This window comes from Jiangella sp. DSM 45060, from assembly GCF_900105175.1.
Taxonomy (GTDB): domain Bacteria; phylum Actinomycetota; class Actinomycetes; order Jiangellales; family Jiangellaceae; genus Jiangella.
Genome location: NZ_LT629771.1, coordinates 4663092 through 4680236, shown reverse-complemented (window position 1 = coordinate 4680236; position 17145 = coordinate 4663092). Strand labels below are relative to the sequence as shown.

Here is a 17145-nt window from a genome sequence, read left to right as displayed (position 1 = left end):
ATGAGTGTGCACAGCGACGCCCCGGTGGCGGCCGACCCGGTCTCCGTCGGGCACGAGCTGGCCGCGGCCGGGACGATCCTGCGGATCGACGGGCTGCGGACCTACTTCCACGGCGACGAGGCGGTGGTGAAGGCGGTCGACGGCGTCAGCCTCGACGTCCCACGCGGGCGCACCATGTGCGTCGTCGGCGAGTCCGGCTGCGGCAAGTCGATCACCGCCCGGTCGGTGCTCGGCCTCGTCGACCAGCCCGGGCGGATCGAGGGCGGGCACCTGTGGTGGCACCCGGACCCGGACGCGCCCGCCGTCGACCTCGCCCGGCTCGATCCCCGCGGCGATGCGATCCGCAAGGTCCGCGGCGGGCAGATCGGCATGGTCTTCCAGGAACCGATGGCCTCGCTGTCTCCCATGTACACGGTCGGCGACCAGCTGGTCCAGGCGATCCGGCTGCACCGCTCGGTGACGCCGGACGAGGCGCGCGAGCTGGCGATCGCGCAGCTGCGCCGGGTCGGCATCCCGCAGCCGGAGCGCCGGTTCGACGCCTACTCGTTCCAGCTGTCCGGCGGCATGTGCCAGCGGGTGATGATCGCCATCGCGCTGTCCTGCGACCCGGCTCTGCTCATCGCCGACGAGCCCACCACCGCCCTCGACGTCACGACGCAGGCGCGCATCCTCGACCTGATCGCGCAATTGCAGGACGAGACCGGGATGTCGGTGCTGTTCATCACCCACGACCTCGGCGTCGTGGCCGAGATCGCCGACGACGTCACGGTCATGTACCTGGGCACGGTCGCGGAGCAGGGCTCGGTCACCGACGTCTTCGACCGGCCGCGGCACCCGTACACGCAGGCGCTGCTGGCGTCGGTGCCGACGCTCGGGCAGGCCCGGACGGAGCGGCTGGCCGCGATCGCCGGCATGGTCCCGTCGCCGGAGGCCCGGCCCACCGGCTGCCCGTTCCACACCCGGTGCCCGTCGGCCCTGCCCGGGCTGTGCGACGCGACGGCGCCGCCGGTACGCGCCGTCGACGACCGGCACACGGCGGCCTGCCACCTGCTCGACCCCGACGTGGAACGCCCGCCGGTCGCGGTTCGGCCGGTCGCGGTCCCGGTGGCCGCGCCGCGGCCGGCCGTCACGACGACGCCGGCGCAGCCGCTGCTGTCGGTGCGCGGCCTGCGGATGGAGTTCCCGGTCAAGAAGGGCTTCTTCGGCCGCACCGTCGGTCACGTCCGGGCCGTCGACGACGTCGACCTCGACATCCTGCCGGGCGAGACGCTCGGCCTGGTGGGGGAGTCCGGGTGCGGCAAGACCACGCTGGGCCGGTGCATCGCCCGCGCGGTGGATCCGACCGCCGGCACCGTCCACTACCGCGACCCCGCCACCGGCGCCGTCGTCGACCTCGCCCGGCTCGGGCCGAAGGAGCTGCGGCCGTACCGCGAGCACGTCCGGGTGATCTTCCAGGACCCGTTCGGGTCGCTGAACCCGCGCAAGACGCTGCTACAGCTGATCGCCGAGCCGTTGCGGCGTATCCACTCGGCGAGCCTGGACAGCACGGTCGAGGACCAGGTCGCGGCGATGCTGCGGAGGGTCGGGCTGCGCCCGGAGTTCCTGCGGCGCTACCCTCACGCGTTCTCCGGCGGGCAGCGGCAGCGCATCAACATCGCGCGGGCGCTGATCACCCGCCCGCGGCTGGTCATCGCCGACGAGGCGGTCTCGGCGCTGGACGTTTCGATCCGGGCGCAGATCCTCAACCTGCTGCGCGACCTGCAGGACGAGTACCAGCTCACCTACCTGTTCATCTCGCACGACCTGTCCGTCGTCGAGCACCTGTGCGACCGCGTCGCCGTCATGTACCTCGGCCGCATCGTCGAGCAGTCCTCGACCGACGAGCTGTTCCGCGGGCCCCGCCACCCCTACACCGAGGCGCTGCTGTCCGCCGTCCCCGTGCCGGACCCGCACCAGCGCGGCGCCGGCCGCCGCATCCGGCTCGCCGACGAGCTGCCCGACCCCAGCGCGCCGCCGCCCGGGTGCCGGTTCCACACCCGCTGCCCGCACCGCCAGGAGGCCCGCTGCGACACCGAGCGGCCCGAGCTCGCCCCGGCTGGCGCCGGGCACCTCTCGGCCTGCCACTTCGCCGCCACCCTGACGCTGCGCGGCGTCGACGAGGAAGGACCAGTTCGTTGACCAGCATCGAGACCGCCGAGGTCGTCGTCACGAGCCCGGACCGGAACTTCGTGACGTTGCGGCTGACGACCGCCGACGGGCTGGTCGGGCTGGGCGACGCGACGTTGAACGGGCGCGAGCTGGCCGTCGTCGCGTACCTGCGCGATCACGTGGTGCCGCTGCTGATCGGCCGCGACGCGCACCGCGTCGAGGACACCTGGCAGTTCCTCTACCGCAGCGCCTACTGGCGCCGAGGCCCCGTCACCATGGCCGCCGTCGCCGCCGTCGACGTCGCGCTGTGGGACCTCAAGGCCCAGGCCGCCGGGATGCCGCTCTACCAGCTCCTCGGCGGCGCCTCCCGCGACGGGCTGCTCGCCTACGGCCACGCCTCCGGCCGCGACCTGCCCGAGCTGTTCGACAGCATCCGCGACCACCTCGACCAGGGCTACCGCGCGATCCGCGTGCAGACCGGCGTCCCCGGGCTGAAGGCGATCTACGGCATCGCCTCGAACAGCACCGGCGTGCGCTACGACCACGAACCCGCCCAACGCGGAGCCCGCCCGGCCGAGGAGGACTGGGACACCCGCGCCTACCTGCGCCACCTGCCCGGCGTGTTCGACGCCGTCCGGAACGAGTTCGGCCCCGAGCTGCCGCTGCTGCACGACGCCCACCACCGCCTCACCCCGATCCAGGCCGCCAAGCTCGGCCAGGCGCTCGAGCCCTACGACCTGTTCTGGCTCGAGGACTGCACCCCCGCCGAGAACCAGCAGGGCCTGCGCCTGGTGCGCCAGCACACCACCACCCCACTGGCCATCGGCGAGATCTTCAACACCGTGTGGGACTACCAGACCCTGATCACCGAACAGCTCATCGACTACGTCCGCTCCGCCGTCACCCACACCGGCGGCATCACCCACCTGCGCAAGATCCTCGACTTCGCCGCGCAGTACCAGATCAAGTCCGGCATCCACGGCCCCACCGACATCTCCCCCGTCGGCATGGCCGCCGCCCTGCACCTGGGCCTGGCGATCCACAACTTCGGCATCCAGGAATACATGCAACACGGGTCGCGCACGAACGAGGTGTTCCACCAGACCTTCACCTGGAAGGACGGCTACCTGCACCCCGGCGACCAGCCCGGCCTCGGCGTCACCCTCGACACCGACGAAGCGGGCCGCTACCCCTACGAACAGGCCTACCTCCCCTACAACCGGCTCGCCGACGGCACCGTCCACGACTGGTGACCGCTCACCCCTTACCGAGGATGGTGTGGAGGCGATCGGCGACGGGCTCCGCGGCCTTGGTGTAATTGGAGAGCACCACCGCGACCCAGCCGGACTCGGGGAACCACTCCACGTTGGCCGAGACGCCCTTGGTGCCGCCGTTCTTGGCGACTGACCACTCCGCACCGGGTAGCCGGCATGTCAGGCCGTAACCGGCGAAGGTCGGTTCCGGGTCGCCGTACAGCGGCAGCTTGGGCGTCGTCGCCAGGCGCGTCCAGCCGGGGTCGCCGAGGAGCGTGTCGTCCATGACGGCCTCGGCGAACGCCGCGAGGTCGGCCGCGGTCGCGTAGGACCCGCCCGACGGGGTGCCGACGAACAGTTGCTGGTCGCCGTCGATGAGGTCGACCCATGCGCCGTTCTGCTTCTCGTAGGGGTGGGCGATCCGGGGGTTCTGGAGGATCTCGGGATGGGTGAGGAAACCTGAGTCGGTCATGCCGGCGCGGTCGAAGACGTGCTCGCGGACGTAGTCGTAGTACGAGGTCGCGCCCGCGGCGGCCACGATCGCGCCGAGGGCGACGAAACCGGTGTTGCTGTAGGTCGTGCTGCTTCCGGGCCGGAACGTCACCTGGTCACGGCGGGCGTAGTCCAGGATCCCCTCCCAGAACTCCGCCACGCTGTCCCAGCCGGCCGCCTCCACCCAGAACCCCGGGATCGCGTAGAAGGCGCCGAACCCGGAGCTGTGCGTGAGCAGGTGATGCACCGTCACCTCGTCCGCCCGCGGGTCTGTGAAGCCGTCGACGTGACGCGTCAGCGGGTCGTGGTAGGCGAGCGCGCCGCCGGCGGCCAGCTGGCTGACGGCGATCGCCGTGATCGTCTTGGTCACCGAGCCCAGCGTGTAGATCGTCTCCGGGCCGTGCGGGATCTGCTGCTCCTTGTCGGCCAGGCCGTGTGACCGGGAGAGGACGTCGTCCCCGCGCAGGCGCACCAGGACGGTGCCGGAGAACGCGTCCTGATCGGCGAGGTCGGCGAGGTACTGATCGAACTCGCCGCCGGGCCGCAGTTCCCTGGGAACGTGGCCGGCCGCGCCGGCGGGTGCCGTGCCCGGCAGGCCGAGGACCGCGCGCCTGGACGGTACGGTCGTACGGCTCTGGCTGGTGTGCTCCATGAATGCTCCTTCACGGGTGTCGGTCGGTGAACGGGGTCGCGGCGTCGTCACGCCTCGGCGATGAGCTGGTGCGCCCGTCGGGCCACTGTGGTCGCGATGTCGTCGTAGTTGGCCAGGACCACGACAGCCCAGCCGGAGGCCGGGAACCAGCCGACATTGGCCGAGAGGCCCTTGCTGCCGCCGTTCTTCATCAGCGAGTACTGGCCGTGGGCGAGCCGCGACACCGCCCCGTATGCCTCGTAGCTCGTCCCACCGGCCTGGGGGATGGGCTCCTTCGGCGTGGTGGCGAGCTGCGTCCACGCCGACCGGCCCAGAAGGGTGTCGTCCATGACGGCCTCCGCGAACTTCGCGAGGTCGTGCGCGGTCGCCATGGCGCCGCCCGCCGGCGTTCCGACGTACAGCTGCGGGCTCTCCATGACGGCGTCGACCCATTCGCCCGCGTCGTTCCGGTAGTACGGGTGCGCGAACCGCGGGTCCTCGCGGGCGTCGGCGAGGGTGAAGAAGCCGGTGGCCGACATGCCGGCCGGCTCGAAGACGTGCTCGTGGACGTAGTCGTAGTACGAGTCGCTGCCGGAGACCGCGGCGACGATCGCGCCGAGGGCGAAGAAGGCGGAGTTGCTGTACTCGGCGGGAAACCTCAGGGTGTCCTGCCGGACGTAGCTCAGGCAGCCGTCCCACGTCGCCTCCACGGTGTCCCAGTTCGCCGCCTCGGCCCAGAACCCGTCGATCCGATGGAAGTCGGTCAGGCCGGACGTGTGGGTGAGCAGCTGGTGGACGGTGACGGTCTCGGCCACCTCCTCAGGGAAGCCCTCGAGATAGGTGCCAAGCTTCTCGTGGAAGGCGACCTTGCCGGCCGCTACGAGCTGCGTGATAGCGACCGCGGTCATGGCCTTGGGCACCGAGCCGAGGGTGTACAGGACGTCCGGCCCGTTGGGGATCTCTTTCTCCTTGTCCGCCATGCCGTGTGAGCGAGACAGCACGTCGTGCCCTCGCCAGCGCAACAGCACGGTGCCGGAGAACTCCTCCCGGCCGGCCAGGTCGGCGACGTACTGGTCGAACTCGCCGCCGGGCCGCAGCGACCGCGGGATCGGGCCGTCCGTCGTCGCATTCGAGGTGGCGGACTCGGCGGAGACGGCCGTGCGGGTGGCCGTCAGCCCGGCGCCGGCCACGAGCGGGGCCGCGCCGATCAGGCGCAGGACGGAGCGGCGGGACGGGCCGGTGCCCGGCGTGCGTGGACGGTTGGGCATGTTCTCCTCCTCGAGGTGGGGACATCGAGAGGATCGCCGCGGCGTGTCAGGTTCGTGTCAGGACCCGGCCAGCGGCGGAACTTCTTGGGCAACTCTTAGATCCGTGCCCGACACTCGTCGGCATGACCGCGCGGATTCTTGTCGCCGAGGACGACCGCGGCCAGGCCGACCTGATGCGCCGGTACCTGGAGCGCGACGGATATCGGGTCACGGTGGTGCACGACGGCCGAGAGGCGGTCGAGGTGGTCCGCCGGCAGTCTCCCGACCTCCTGGTCCTCGATCTGGCGCTGACCGTTCTCCCGGGCCTCGACGTGTGCCGCGCGGTCCGGGTCGGCCATGATCTGCCCATCGTCATGGTCTCCGCCTGCGCGAGCGAGCAGGATCAGCTGCTCGGGTTCTCCCTCGGCGCGGACGACTACGTGGCCAAGCCCTTCAGCCCGCCCGTACTCCTCGCCCGACTTCGGGCCGTGCTGCGCCGGGCGACGACCGGCCGGCTCGGGCGGCGGCACGTCGGCGGGCTCGTGATCGACACCGACCGGCACGAGGTGTCGGTCGACGACGCCCCGGTGGCGGCGACTCGGGCGGAGTTCGCGCTGCTGGCATGCCTCAGCTCGGCGCCGGGACGGGTGTTCACGCGGCAGCTGCTGCTGGAGCGCATGGGCCGGATTGACCGAGCGGTGACGGCCCGCAGCATCGACATGCACGTGTTGAACCTGCGCCGCAAGATCGAGCAGAACCATGCGCGGCCCCGGTACCTGCTGACCGTGACCGGTGTCGGCTACAAGCTGGCGGATCTCCCGGACGAGGACGCGCGTTCCAGGCCGGCCGGCGTGGCGTAGCCGTGAGTTCGCGGGTTGCTCTCGCTCGTCCTGGCGCCGGCCTTCAGGTTCTCGTTCACGCCGGCGACGCGGGTGGCGTCGATCTGCACGATCTGCGTCCCGCCGGCCTGCAGCAGCTGCTTGAACACGACGCGGTTGGCGACGTGCTCGCGACGACGGCGGCCGGGCTGAGGACGAGACCGGCAGCGAAACGACGAGGGCCGACGATCGGAGCGGGGCGACGACCTGGTCGAAGGCCGCCGCCGCGGCATCGGGGTCGACGGCGGGTGCCAGGGCGTCGAGGTAGGACGACCGGTGTCAGCCCGGCCAGCAGCGCCATCATGGTTCCGGGAGCGGGCACCTCAGCTTCCCGCCCGCGGGCCGACGCCATGCATGGGCCGGAGTCGCCGGCCGGCCACCGTCTCTTGCGTCCAGGGCCAACCGATGGCAACGTTGTCGTATGCATTGTGCAGCCCCCGTCGAGACGCCATGGCCTCGTGATGGACGCCGGGGGAGCGCCGTCAATCGCCACGACTGACCTGGACAAGGAGTTGGCAACGACCTCTTCGGCACGGAGGTGGCCGGCACGCTGTCGCCTGACGGCCTAGCGCTCGGGGGCCGGCGCTGCCTGTGTGTCGCTCGAGATCACCAGCCAGGATCCACACATCTCCGCGCGCCCACTCGGCGCCGACTCCACGTGGAGGTTCATCGATGGCAACCGAGGCATTCGCTGACGACGTCGTCTGGTCGATCGCGGGCACGTTCGCACGTGGTTGGTACTCGCCGGAGCGGGCCGAACCGGTCTTCGTCGTCGGCGGTTCCGATCCCGCGGTGGACTGGCCCCAGACGCAGCCCGGGCCGCTGGACGCCGGTCACGGGTTCCGTCCGGCGGCCGCGACGATCGTGTTCGAGGGCGCCGCCGACGCGGCCGCGCACTGGCACGAGCTGCGGCTGGAGGGCGTCGCCAGCAACGGGCCGTGCCCGGACCTCACCATCGGCATCGGCGGCCGGAGCGGACTGGTCGTGCTGACGCCGCAGCGGCTGGACCGAACCTGGGCGCCGACGTTGCAGCAGCCGATCGCCGGCCGGTTCGAGCGCACCGTGACGTTGCCGCCGGGCACCGTCCGCCCCGGGCACAACGAGCTCGTGCTGACGACCACGGCCGACGAGCTCGCGCCGGACGAGCGGCGCGAGCCGCGGCAGCCGCTGTTCTCCGGGCTCTTCGGCAGCGCCCTGACCTGGTCCGGGCTGACGCTGCGCCGGCTCCACGGGGAGACCGCAGCGGCCGCGACGCTGACCCCGTCGCCGCTGTACGTGACCCGTGACGGGCGGCTGCACGAGCTGGTCGACGTCCTGATCAGCAACGCGGCAGGGCTCGCGGCTGACGTCGACGTGACCATCGGCGACCACGCCGAGACACTGGCGGTCGAACCGGTTCCGTTCGGCGACGTGCGCTGGCGCGTCGCGGTGCCGGCGTTCGACGAGCCGGTGGCCGGCCGGATCGTCGTCCGCGACGATGCCAGCCCGATCGGGTGGGCCGGCCAGGTCACGCCGTGCCGGCGGTGGACGCTGCACCTCATCCCGCACGTGCACCTGGACGTCGGCTACACCGACAACCAGGCGAAGGTGATCGAGCTGCACAACCGCAACATCGAGCGGGCGCTGGCGGCCGCGGACGAGACGCAGGGCTACGCGTTCTCGGTCGACGGGAGCTTCGTCCTGCGCAACTACCTCCAGTCGCGTGACGGCAAACGGGCCGAACAGGCGTTGAACGCCGTGCGTGACGGGCGACTCGGCCTCAACGCGTTCTACTGGCTGTTCCTGTCCGGCGTGGCGAGCCTGGAGGAGTGCTACCGGGCGGCGTACTTCGCGGCGGGTCTGCGCCGAGACCACGGGTTGCCGATCACGTACGCGAACCTGACCGACGTGCCGAGCTATCCCACGGCCATGCCGTCGATCGTGGCCGCTCTCGGACTGGACACGTTCTTCGGCATCGCCAACCACACCCGCGGCGGAAGCGACGACGGCGACGCGCTCCAACTGCTGTCGCCCGTGCGGTGGGAAGGGCCCGACGGGGCGTCGGTGCTCGCCTACTTCGCCGACTCCTACACTCAGCTGCGCTTCATCTGCGCCGATCCGCCCACGGTCGCCGGCGGCGCCGACGGGCTGACCCGGTTCGTCGCGCCCTACGACCGCCCGGACTACCTGCCCGACCACCTGCCCATCGTGGGCACGCACGTGGACAACGAGGACCTCGCCGACGGCTACGCCGACTTCGTGCAGCGCTGGAACGACACGTACACGTACCCGCGGCTGCGGTTCTCCACCATCGCCGACTACGCCGACGCCGTGCGGCCGCTGCTGGACCGGCTGCCGACGCTGCGCGGCGACGGCGGCAGCTACTGGGAGGACGGTGTCGGCACCCAGGCGCGCGCCGCCGCGACCCATCGCCGCACGCAGGCTCTCCTTCCCGCCGCGGAGACGCTCACCAGCCTGGTCGCCACCGTGTACGAGGGGCTGGCGGCGGACGTGTCGCTGCTCGACACCGCCTGGGACCGGCTCCTGCTCGGCTCCGAGCACACCTGGACGTCCGCGCACGCCACCGAGCGGCCGCATTCGCACCATGCGCACGACCAGCTGGCCTGGAAGGTGGGGCAGATCAACGACGGACTGCGACTGGCCACCGACATCGCCCGGCAGGCGCTGAGCCGGCTCGCGGAGAAGTCCACGACGGGCCGCGAGGGGGTGATCGTGTTCAACGCGCTGCCGTGGACGCGTGACGCCGAGGTGGAGATCGAGCTCGAGGACGGCATCCGGCTGGAGACGGCGTCGGGGGAGGTGGTGCCCGCGGATCCCGGCCCGCTGGTCGACGGCTACCGTGTCACCCGCTTGCGGGTGAGTGACCTGCCTCCGCTGGGCTACCGCGCCTTCGTCCCGCGCCACGACGGCGCCGCGCCGTTGCCGGAGGACGAGCCCGTCGGCCCGAGCTTCGAGACGGCGCACTACCGGGTGGAGCTGGACCCGGAGTCAGGACGGCTGCGGCGGCTGGTCCACCGTGCGACGGGACGTGCGCTCGCCGACGCCGGGTCGGACTACGCGCTCGGCGAGGTGATCTACGTGTCCGGCGGCGGGACGGAGGAAGGTCGCGGGCTCGGCGCCGAACAGACCAGCCTGTGGGGGGCCGGGCTGCCGGCCCCCGAGCTGACCGTCACCCCGGCGGACCTGCGGCTCGTCGGCATCCGCCGCACGGCGTGGGGATGGGTCGTCGAGACCGAAGGGACGGCGCCGAGCATCCCCGCGCTGCGCTGCCGGTGGCACTTCCCCGACGCGGACGACCGGGTCGAGTACACCGTCGACCTCACGAAGCAGCCGGTGCTGGCGAAGGAGTCTGTGTACGTCGCGTTCCCGTTCGCGCTGGACCAGGCGGCCGTCCGCTACGACCGGCAGCAGGGCTGGGTCGATCCGGCCCGCGATCACCAGCCGGGCGCCTGCAACGAGTGGTTCACTGTCGCCCAGGCGGTCACCCTCACCGACGCCGGCGGCTCGATCGGCTGGACCAGTGCGGACGCCCCGCTGTTCGCGCTCGGCGACGTCGTCCGCGGCCGGTGGTCCTCGCAGCCGCCCGCGTCGACCGGGCTGCTGTTGTCGTGGGTGATGAACAACTACTGGTTCACCAACACGCCCGCATCCCAGGACGGCGACCTCACCCTGCGCTACGCGTTCCGGCCGTTCCCCGACTTCGACCCGGCCGGCGCGACCCGGCTCGGCCGGGAGCTGCGCACGCCCGCGCTCGCCGGCGAGGTCACCTCGCTGGACAAAGGTGACGCGAATCCGCGGCCGCTGCCGGCCGAGGGGTCGCTGCTGCGTACAGCGATGCCCGGCCATGTCGACGCCACGATCTACGCCGGCCGCGTGCGCGAGGGGGTGCTCGTACGGCTGCGGGAGGTCGCCGGGCACTCGGCGTCCGCGACCGTCTGGCACCCGTCGCCCTCGCCCGCCGCGACCGCGCTCCGATGCAACGCCGCCGAGGACCCGATGACGGAGTTGCCGGTCGCCGCCGACGGCGCGGTCATCGTGCCGGTCGGTCCGTACGAGGTGGTCACGGTCCTGCTGGCGCCCGCCTGACGACCTGCGGCCACCCGGCGTCGCCCGGCTGGCCGTTCGAGTCTAGACAACGTTGTCTTTCGCCGTTAGGGTCGGGACCACGTTCCGTGACGGCGTCGCCCTCATCCGCCCTCCAGCTCACGAACCCGCCGGGCGGGCCACGTGCCAGATGATTGAAGGAGACCATGTCCCACTACCGCCTCAACCGCCTTTTCAACCCCTCCTCGGGCCGCTGCCTCGATGTGGCCGTCGACCACGGGTTCTTCGGCGAGCCGAGCTTCCTGACCGGAATCGAGGACATGACCACGGCCGTGGAAGCCCTCGTCGCGGCTGCGCCCGACGCGATCCAGCTGACTCCCGGTCAGGCGCCGCTCCTGCAGGCCCGGCCAGGACGGGCCAAGCCGGCCCTGGTGCTGCGCACCGACGTGGCCAACGTGTACGGGAACCCGCTGGACACCCACCTCTTCAGCAGGCACTTCCCGGACGCGGTGGAACAGGCTGTCCGGCTGGACGCGGTCTGCGTGGTGGCGAACCTGCTGCAGTTGCCGGGCCGGCCGGAGATCCGGGAGAGGTGTATCGAGACCGTCATGGCGTTGCGGGCGGAGTGCACCCGCTACGGCATGCCATTGATGGTCGAACCGCTGGCGATGCAGGACAACGCGGCGGCCGGCGGGTACATGGTCGACGGCGACACGAGGAAGATCGTGTCGCTGGTGCGGCAGGCGCGCGAGCTGGGTGCTGATCTGATCAAGGCCGATCCGACCGATGACCTCGACGACTACCATCTCGTGGTGCAGGCGGCCGGTGACCTGCCGGTCCTGGTGCGAGGCGGGGGCAAGGTCGCCGACGACGAGTTGCTGCGACGCACGGCGGCCGTGCTGGCGCAGGGCGCCCGCGGCATCGTCTACGGCCGCAACATCATCCAGCACCCTCACCCGGCGGGGATCACCCGCGCGCTGATGGCGATGCTGCACGAGGACTACACGCCGGAGAAGGCGCTGTCCCTGGTCCAGGCGCAGTGATGGCGGCGCCGCAGGAGGTCCGCGTCGGCATCGTCGGCGGCGGGCTGATGGGCAAGGAGATCGCGGCGGCGATCGCGCGGTGGCCGGCGCTCGTGGATCATCCCGTCCGGCCCGTGCTGACGGCGGTCTGCGACGTGAATCCGGACGCTCTCTCGTGGTTCGACCGGATCGACACGGTCACCACGAAGGTCACCGACCACCGCGACCTGCTCGCCGACGACGACGTCGACGTGGTCTACATCGCGGTCCGTCACGACCTGCACGAGCAGCTGTATCTCGATACCATCCGCGCCGGGAAGGACCTGCTCGCGGAGAAGCCGTTCGGCATCGACCTGGCCGCCGCCGAACGCATCGTCGCGGCCATCGACGCTCACCCGGGGGTGTTCGTCCGCTGCTCGAGCGAGATTCCGTTCTTCCCCGGCGCGCAGGCTGCGATCCGGATGATCCGCGACGGCGAGCTGGGCGACCTGATCGAGGCCACCAACGCGTTCTGCCACTCCAGCGACCTCGACCAGGGCAAGCCCATCAACTGGAAGCGGCAGCGCCGGTACTGCGGCGACGCCGGTGTGATGAACGATCTGGGCATGCACGTCCTCCATGCCCCGCTGCGGCTGGGATGGACACCGGCGACGGTCTATGCGGTGCTGCAGGACCTGGTTCCGTTCCGGGTCGGCCCGGACGGCACCAAGGTCGTCTGCGACACGTACGAGAACGCCACGATGGTCTGCACCGTCAGCAGCGGAGACCGGGCGTTCCCGTTGAGCCTGCTGACCAAACGGATCGACCCCGGGCAGAAGAACACGTGGAGCCTGCGTGCCACCGGCATGGGCGGCGGCGTCGAGTTCTCAACCCGCTATCCGAAGACGCTGCGGGTGATGCGGGTCGACCGCGGCGAGCAGGTCTGGCAGGAGGTCGAGATGGGCAGCCAGTCGGTCTTCCCGACGGTGACCGGCGGCATCTTCGAGACCGGGTTCTCCGATGCGATCCTGCAGATGTGGGCCGCGTTCCTGGCCGAACGCGCGGGGGTGCTCGGCGACCGGTTCGGGTGCGTCACTCCGCAGGAGGCGCTGACCAGTCATCGCGTCTGGGCGGCCGCGCTGCGATCGGCCGACACGACCGCGGGGGTGCGGCTCTAGTGCGCGATCCGGCGGGTGGGCGGTGATGCTCCGGGCGCGAGTGGCCGGCCACATCTGCGTCGACCTGTTGCCGCGTCTCCGCGCCGACCTCCCACTGCCGGGCGAACTGGTCGAGATCGGACCGCTCGGCCTGCGCCTCGGAGGCTGCGTCGCCAACACCGGACTCGCACTCAGCGCGCTCGGCGCTCCTGTCGAGCTGGTCGCCGCCCTCGGTGACGACGTCCTCGCGGACGCGGCCACGACGCTGCTCTCGGTGGTTCCCGATGTCGACGCCGCTCTGCAACGGGTGGCCGGACGCTCCACGTCCTACTCGGTCGTGATCGACGTGCCGGGCGAGGACCGCAGGTTCCTGCACCACGTCGGAGCGAACACCACCTTCGATCCGGCCGTGGTCCAGGTCACCGGCACCGAGCTGCTGCATGTGGGCTACCCGCAGCTCCTGCCCACGCTGGCCGACGCCGGAGGCGCCGGGCTGCTGGACCTGCTCGCCCGTGCGCGTGCCGCGGGTGTGACCACCTCGGTGGACTTCGCGACCGTCGACCCCGGCGCCGCGGACGCCCGGGACTGGGGCGGTCTGGTCCGGCGGTGGGCGCCGCTCATCGACGTGCTGACGCCGAGCGTCGACGATCTCGTGACGGTCTTCCCGCGGACGTTCTCCGCCGCGGGTGAGGTGCGCGGGTTGCCGATCGCGGACGCCCTGGCGGCACAGCTCGTCCAGCACGGCGCCGCGATGGCGCTCGTCACCGCCGGTGGGGCCGGGATGTGCCTGCGCACCGCGGGGACGGAGCGACTGCGCCACGGCGGGCACGTCATCGCGTCGCTGCCTGACGAGTGGGCGAATCGTCAGCTGTGGTCGCCGGCCGAGGTCGTCGAGCCGGTGCAGACCACCGGAGCCGGCGACACCGCCACCGCCGGTCTCCTGTTCGCCCTGCTCCGCGGGCTCGCGCCCGAGGAGGCTCTGCGCCTCGCGGCCCGTGCGGCAGCGCTACACATCTCCGGCACCGCACCCCTGCCGCGCTGGGACGGTGCCGCGCACGATTCCGCGGTCCTCCACGGGCCCTTGGACGGGAAGGAGTCAGCATGACGATTCAGCGACGACGCAGTGACGAGGAGGCCGCCGTCCGGGAGCGGGCAGCGGAGACGCTGGCCGGTGCCGGCATCGTCCTCACGGCCGATGAACGCACGCAGATCGAGGTGGCGGAGTTCGGGCTGGGACAGCCGGCTGAGACAGGATTGCAGCTCGTCACCTACGTCAACACCGATAGGTACTGTGCCAAGGAACTCGTCCTGTTCCCCGGCCAGACCTGCCCCGAGCATCTGCACCCGCCCTTCGACGGCGGTCCGGGAAAGGAGGAGACCTTCCGGGTTCGGCAGGGCATCGTCTACCTCTACGTCCCCGGCAAGCCCACGCCTGACCCCGTGGCCCGTCCGTACCGGCCCGATCACTACACCGTCTGGCACGAGATCGTCCTGCACCCCGGCGAGCAATACACGATCCCGCCCATGACCAAACACTGGTTCCACGCACCGGACGGGGCAGTCGTCTCGGAATTCTCCACGCATAGCCGCGACGAGTACGACGTGTTCACCGACCCCCTCATCGTCAGGGTGCCGTAGCGCTCCACGGCGGGACGACAACCACCGCGCATCGCGTCATGGCAGACTATGACAACGATATCTGCGGAAGGTGGCTGATGGGCCTCGGTGGTGGCTGCGTCGACTGCGGTGAAACGGGCTCGTGAACAGCCGTCGCCCCACGATGCGAGACGTTGCCCGGGAAGCCGGCGTGGCGCTGAAGACCGTCTCCCGGGTCGTGAACAACGAGACCGGCGTGAGCCCGAAGACCGCCGAACACGTCACGATGGTGATCCACCGGCTGGGTTTCCGCCGCAACGACATGGCGAGCAAGCTCCGGGCGGGACGCTCCGCGGCCAGCGTCGGACTGATCATCGAGGACCTCGGCAACCCGTTCTACACGACGATCGCGCGGGGAATCGAGACCGTCACGTATCCGCGCGAGCAGTTCCTCGTCACGGCCAGCAGCGAGGAGAGCGCGGAGCGTGAGCGCGCGATCCTGCTCGAGCTGTGTCAGCGGCGGGTCAACGGAATGATCATCGTACCCACGGGTCTCGACCACAGCTTCCTGCAACCCGAGATCGAGCTGGGTCTCGAGGTCGTGTTCCTCGACCGGCCGGGCGCCGGCATCAGCGCCGACACCGTTCTGCTGGACAACCTCGCCGGTGCGATGTCGGCGACGGAGCACCTGTTGTCGCTCGGGCATCGCCGCATCGCCGTGCTCGGTCACGACGAGACCATCTGGACGATGCGTGAGCGCCATGCCGGATACCGGGCGGCGCTGACGCGTGCTGGCGTCGCGTACGACGAGAGCCTGGTCATGCTCGGGCCGCTCACGCCGGACGAGGCCCAACGAGCCACGGCGGAGCTGCTCGACGGAGCGAATCCGCCGACGGCGTTCTTCGCGTGCAACAACCGCATGACGGTTGGCGTGCTGTCGGAGCTGCGCCATCGCCAGGAGTCGATCGACGTCGCCGGCTTCGACCCGATCGAAACGGCCACATTGTTCAGCCACCCGGTGACCCTGGTGACCTATGACGCCGCCGAGCTGGGGCGGCGCGCCGCCCACCTGCTGGTCGAGCGTCTGGAGGGCCGGCGCACGCCGCAGCAGGTCGTGATTCCGACGACGTTGGTGACCTACGGCCGGGCGGCGGAACCGGCTGCGAAGCGACGCCGGCGAGCCTGAGAATCCCGCCGGGCGCGGACCGCGACCGGTGCGCGCGCATTCGCGCGTCCTGAATCGGCAGTGTGGCCGTGAATCCCGACTCAGGTATAGACAACGTTGTCTTCCGCTGCTAGGTTCGCCGCCAGCAGGGCACCGGGTCAACCTTCGAAGGAGAGGGCACCTCATGATCCACTCGATAGCTGACGCTCGACCAGACCGCCGCCGGTTCCTGCGCCTCCTCGGTGGCGGCGCCGCGGTCATGGCCGCCGGGCCGGTCCTCGCCGCCTGCGGGGCGGACGAGACGAGCGGCGGTGGCGGTGAGATGACCGGTGAGCTCGAGGTGTGGGACTTCCTGCGAGCGGCCTGGCCGGAGTGGAAGCAGGTCCAGACCCGGACCGACGAGCGGTTCCAGGGCGCGCACGAGGGGGCGACCGTCAAGCGCGTCGAGCAGCCCTCGGACACCGCGACGTACAACCAGTTGCTGCAGAGTGCGATCACCTCGCGCTCGGGGCCGGATGTGCTGCTCATGCAGCCGTACGCTGCCGGGGTCTTCAGCTTCCAGTCCGGCCTCGCCGACATCACCGACGCCGTCGACCCGGGCATCGTGGAAGCCGTCGAGCCCTCTCTGGCCTCCGCGCAGGTGGACGGCAAGCTGTACGGTCTGCCGACCGGGCTCCAGGCCAACGTCATCTTCTACAACAAGGAGATCTTCGCGGCGGCCGGCCTCGACCCCGATGCCGCGATCACCACGTACGACCAGCTCGTCAGCGCCGGCCAGCAGCTCAAGTCGGCCGGCTACACGCCGATCGCCGGTGGCAACAAGGAAGGCGAGATCAACGGCTGGATGAACAGCTTCCTCTTCCCGGGCCTCGGCACGTACGACGACTCGCTGAAACTGGCGTCGGGAGAGATGGAGTTCAGCGACGACCTCATGGTCGAGGTGGTGGAGCGCTACGTCGCGATGGTCGAGCAGGGTCTGTTCACCGAGGGCATGCAGTCGATCCCGCTCAGTGATTACGAGCCCCAGTTCCGTAACGGCGAGGCGGGCATGATCCTGAGCCTGGCAACCAACGGCATCAACCTCTCCGGCGCCGTCGGCAACGACAACCTCGGCGTCATCCAGGCACCCGGGATCGCCTCCGCCACTCCTCACTACTATCCCGCCGGGACCGCGCTGGTCTGGTGTGTGTCCCGGTTCTCCGAGCGGGCCGACCTCGCGGCGGAGTTCGTCGCGAGCCTCGCCGATGCCGACACCTCGGAGGACCTGTACACGACGGTGGGCTGGCTTCCCGCCAACACCACGGCCGAGACCGGCGACACCGACTATCCGGTCCTCGCCGAGATGGCCGACGCCTACAGCACGTACGAGATCCACGAGGCGCCGGGGACGCAGTGGCGGGCGGACGTCGCCACCGCGTACAAGTCCCAGCTCCAGCTGGTGATCGCCGGCAGCGCGTCGGCCGTCGACGCCCTGGCGGAGGTCCAGCGAGTGGCGGACCAGTCGCGGTAAGGCCGGGTGCCGAGGCGATCGAG

At 71.0% G+C, this 17145-nt stretch carries 12 protein-coding genes; 10 read left to right on the top strand and 2 right to left on the bottom strand.

What is annotated here, in order from left to right:
* Nucleotides 1–2178 carry an ABC transporter ATP-binding protein gene (locus tag BLU82_RS20810; RefSeq protein ID WP_092622994.1) on the top strand — a complete coding sequence of 726 codons (2178 nt, stop codon included), beginning with the start codon at nucleotides 1–3 and terminating at the stop codon, nucleotides 2176–2178.
* Nucleotides 2175–3401 (top strand): D-mannonate dehydratase ManD, encoded by a 1227-nt coding sequence (manD, locus tag BLU82_RS20805; RefSeq protein ID WP_304440674.1) that lies wholly within the window; start codon nucleotides 2175–2177, stop codon nucleotides 3399–3401. The genes BLU82_RS20810 and manD overlap by 4 nt, the downstream gene beginning before the upstream one ends.
* Before the next feature lie 4 nt (nucleotides 3402–3405).
* Here manD and BLU82_RS20800 read toward each other — a convergent pair whose 3' ends face one another.
* Nucleotides 3406–4545 (bottom strand): serine hydrolase, encoded by a 1140-nt coding sequence (locus tag BLU82_RS20800; protein WP_092622993.1) that lies wholly within the window; start codon nucleotides 4543–4545, stop codon nucleotides 3406–3408.
* 47 nt (nucleotides 4546–4592) lie between these two features.
* Nucleotides 4593–5792: a serine hydrolase gene (locus BLU82_RS20795; RefSeq protein WP_092622992.1), complete on the bottom strand. Its 1200-nt coding sequence runs from the start codon at nucleotides 5790–5792 to the stop codon at nucleotides 4593–4595.
* A gap of 122 nt (nucleotides 5793–5914) precedes the next feature.
* Between BLU82_RS20795 and BLU82_RS20790 the strand changes: the two genes are divergently transcribed.
* The 8 genes from BLU82_RS20790 to BLU82_RS20750 all read left to right on the top strand — a co-directional run bounded on the left by BLU82_RS20790 (nucleotide 5915) and on the right by BLU82_RS20750 (nucleotide 17122).
* The gene (locus BLU82_RS20790; protein ID WP_092622991.1) at nucleotides 5915–6631 is read left to right on the top strand and encodes a response regulator transcription factor; all 717 of its coding nucleotides are present in this window, start codon (nucleotides 5915–5917) and stop codon (nucleotides 6629–6631) included.
* 690 nt (nucleotides 6632–7321) lie between these two features.
* Nucleotides 7322–10735 (top strand): hypothetical protein, encoded by a 3414-nt coding sequence (locus tag BLU82_RS20780; RefSeq protein WP_092622989.1) that lies wholly within the window; start codon nucleotides 7322–7324, stop codon nucleotides 10733–10735.
* A gap of 164 nt (nucleotides 10736–10899) precedes the next feature.
* Entirely contained in the window at nucleotides 10900–11736 is an 837-nt protein-coding gene (locus BLU82_RS20775; protein ID WP_092622988.1) for a class I fructose-bisphosphate aldolase, read from the top strand.
* Nucleotides 11736–12872, top strand: a complete 1137-nt coding sequence (locus BLU82_RS20770) for a Gfo/Idh/MocA family protein (RefSeq protein ID WP_092622987.1) — start codon at nucleotides 11736–11738, stop codon at nucleotides 12870–12872. Before BLU82_RS20775 ends, BLU82_RS20770 begins: the two co-directional genes overlap by 1 nt.
* Before the next feature lie 25 nt (nucleotides 12873–12897).
* Nucleotides 12898–13956 carry a carbohydrate kinase family protein gene (locus BLU82_RS20765; protein ID WP_092622986.1) on the top strand — a complete coding sequence of 353 codons (1059 nt, stop codon included), beginning with the start codon at nucleotides 12898–12900 and terminating at the stop codon, nucleotides 13954–13956.
* Nucleotides 13953–14489, top strand: coding sequence for a D-lyxose/D-mannose family sugar isomerase (locus BLU82_RS20760; protein ID WP_092622985.1), 537 nt, complete (start codon nucleotides 13953–13955; stop codon nucleotides 14487–14489). The genes BLU82_RS20765 and BLU82_RS20760 overlap by 4 nt, the downstream gene beginning before the upstream one ends.
* A gap of 142 nt (nucleotides 14490–14631) precedes the next feature.
* Nucleotides 14632–15633 carry a LacI family DNA-binding transcriptional regulator gene (locus BLU82_RS20755; RefSeq protein ID WP_092622984.1) on the top strand — a complete coding sequence of 334 codons (1002 nt, stop codon included), beginning with the start codon at nucleotides 14632–14634 and terminating at the stop codon, nucleotides 15631–15633.
* Nucleotides 15634–15796: 163 nt separating this feature from the next.
* Nucleotides 15797–17122: an ABC transporter substrate-binding protein gene (locus tag BLU82_RS20750; RefSeq protein ID WP_092622983.1), complete on the top strand. Its 1326-nt coding sequence runs from the start codon at nucleotides 15797–15799 to the stop codon at nucleotides 17120–17122.
* The last annotated feature ends 23 nt before the right edge of the window (nucleotides 17123–17145 follow it).

Coding starts and splice junctions, on each gene's coding strand:
- BLU82_RS20800 (WP_092622993.1), bottom strand. CDS start 4,545: ATGGAGCACACCAGCCAGAGCCGTACGACCGTACCGTCCAGGCGCGCG.
- BLU82_RS20775 (WP_092622988.1), top strand. CDS start 10,900: ATGTCCCACTACCGCCTCAACCGCCTTTTCAACCCCTCCTCGGGCCGC.
- BLU82_RS20810 (WP_092622994.1), top strand. CDS start 1: ATGAGTGTGCACAGCGACGCCCCGGTGGCGGCCGACCCGGTCTCCGTC.
- BLU82_RS20750 (WP_092622983.1), top strand. CDS start 15,797: ATGATCCACTCGATAGCTGACGCTCGACCAGACCGCCGCCGGTTCCTG.
- BLU82_RS20760 (WP_092622985.1), top strand. CDS start 13,953: ATGACGATTCAGCGACGACGCAGTGACGAGGAGGCCGCCGTCCGGGAG.
- BLU82_RS20755 (WP_092622984.1), top strand. CDS start 14,632: ATGCGAGACGTTGCCCGGGAAGCCGGCGTGGCGCTGAAGACCGTCTCC.
- BLU82_RS20765 (WP_092622986.1), top strand. CDS start 12,898: ATGCTCCGGGCGCGAGTGGCCGGCCACATCTGCGTCGACCTGTTGCCG.
- BLU82_RS20770 (WP_092622987.1), top strand. CDS start 11,736: ATGGCGGCGCCGCAGGAGGTCCGCGTCGGCATCGTCGGCGGCGGGCTG.
- BLU82_RS20780 (WP_092622989.1), top strand. CDS start 7,322: ATGGCAACCGAGGCATTCGCTGACGACGTCGTCTGGTCGATCGCGGGC.
- BLU82_RS20795 (WP_092622992.1), bottom strand. CDS start 5,792: ATGCCCAACCGTCCACGCACGCCGGGCACCGGCCCGTCCCGCCGCTCC.
- BLU82_RS20790 (WP_092622991.1), top strand. CDS start 5,915: ATGACCGCGCGGATTCTTGTCGCCGAGGACGACCGCGGCCAGGCCGAC.